Origin of the sequence: Spongiactinospora gelatinilytica (genome assembly GCF_003236385.1) — a bacterium.
GTDB classification, from domain to species: domain Bacteria; phylum Actinomycetota; class Actinomycetes; order Streptosporangiales; family Streptosporangiaceae; genus Spongiactinospora; species Spongiactinospora gelatinilytica.
Window position 1 is genome coordinate 1 of sequence record NZ_POUA01000692.1, and the last position, 1,629, is coordinate 1,629.

The 1,629-nt window shown below is 68.4% G+C and carries 2 protein-coding genes; both read left to right on the plus strand.

The window, feature by feature from the left end; translation table 11 throughout:
* Positions 1 to 203 precede the first annotated feature (203 nt).
* Positions 204 to 1,016 (plus strand): 1,4-dihydroxy-2-naphthoyl-CoA synthase, encoded by an 813-nt coding sequence (gene menB / locus C1I98_RS38650; RefSeq protein ID WP_111172158.1) that lies wholly within the window; start codon positions 204 to 206, stop codon positions 1,014 to 1,016.
* 59 nt (positions 1,017 to 1,075) lie between these two features.
* Positions 1,076 to 1,629: 2-succinyl-5-enolpyruvyl-6-hydroxy-3-cyclohexene-1-carboxylic-acid synthase (menD, locus tag C1I98_RS38655; RefSeq protein WP_111172157.1), on the plus strand; the 554-nt coding region annotated here is incomplete at its 3' end.

Consider the following 1,629-nt stretch of genomic DNA (forward strand, 5'->3'; position numbering starts at 1 on the left):
GGGGAAGGCCGCTCCGCGTGTTCGGGTCCGTCTCGCACGGTCGTAAGGTTAGTGCCGACAAGCCGGACAAGGTGCGGGGCTCCCCGGCGCTGGGGCCTTGGGTGTCCGGCGATAGGTTGCGACGTTGCGGCGGGGGCGGCCCCGAGTCCCCGCGTACTCCGGATCGGCGGGGTCAGTGAGGGAGGGTGGCTGTCGTGAGCGGTATCGGCTGGAAGCGTGCCGGTGAGTACGAGGACATCGTCTATGAGACGGCCGAGGGCATCGCGAAGATCACCATTAATCGGCCGGAGCGGCGTAACGCGTTTCGCCCGACGACGTTGTTCGAGTTGCAGGATGCGTTCAACAAGGCGCGGGACGACGGCGACGTGGGGGTGATCATCCTCACCGGTGCCGGGGACGAGGCGTTCTGCTCGGGTGGGGATCAGAAGATCCGTGGCGATGACGGGTATGTCGGTCCTGATGGGATCGGCCGGCTGAACGTGCTGGATCTACAGGTGCAGATCCGGCGGCTGCCCAAGCCGGTGGTGGCGATGGTGGCGGGTTACGCGGTCGGTGGCGGGCATGTGCTGCATGTTTGCTGTGACCTGACGATCGCCGCTGACAACGCGCAGTTCGGGCAGACCGGGCCGAAGGTGGGGTCGTTCGACGGCGGGTACGGTGCGTGGCTGCTCGCCGAGACGGTGGGGCTGAAGAAGGCGCGGGAGATCTGGTACTTGTGCCGGTTCTATGACGCGCACGAGGCCGAGGCGATGGGCCTGGTCAACAAGGTGGTGCCGCTGGCGCGTCTGGAGGAGGAGACGGTTCAGTGGTGCCGGGAACTGCTGGAGAAGTCGCCGCTGGCGCTGCGGATGCTCAAGGGGGCGCTGAACGCGGTCACGGACGGCGCGGCAGGGATGCAGCAGTTCGCCGGTGACGCCACACTGCTCTACTACATGAGCGAGGAGGCGCAGGAGGGGCGGGACGCCTTCAAGGAGAAGCGCAAGCCCGACTTCGCCAGGTTCCCCCGTCGCCCCTGACCGTTGTCCGATCGTCTGATAGAGGAGTTCGCCTCGATGCTTGCCGACGGGGCCGCGCCGTGAACCCGGCGACCGCGCTGGCCACGGTGCTCGTGGACGAGCTGGTGCGGTGCGGGCTGACCGATGTGGTGCTCGCGCCGGGGTCGCGGTCGGCGCCGCTGGCCATCGCGGTGCACGCGGAGTCGCGGTTGCGGCTGCATGTGCGGGTGGATGAGCGTTCGGCGGCGTTCTTGGGGCTGGGGTTGGCGCGGCGGTCGGGGCGGCCGGTGGCTTTGGTGTGCACGTCGGGCACTGCGGCGGCGAACTTCCATCCGGCGGTGATCGAGGCGCATGAGTCGGGGGTGCCGTTGCTGGTGCTGACGGCGGATCGGCCGCCGGAGCTGCGCGGTACGGGGGCCAATCAGACGATCGATCAGGTGAAGTTGTACGGCGACACGGTTCGGATGTTCACCGAGGTGGGGGTGCCGGAGGAGCGTCCTGGGCAGGTCGCGTACTGGCGTTCGCTGGCGTGCCGGGCGTATCAGCGGGCGGTGGGCACGGGTGATCCGGGGCCGGTGCATCTGAACCTGGCGTTTCGTGAGCCGTTGATTCCCGATGGGGACGCGTCGTGGTG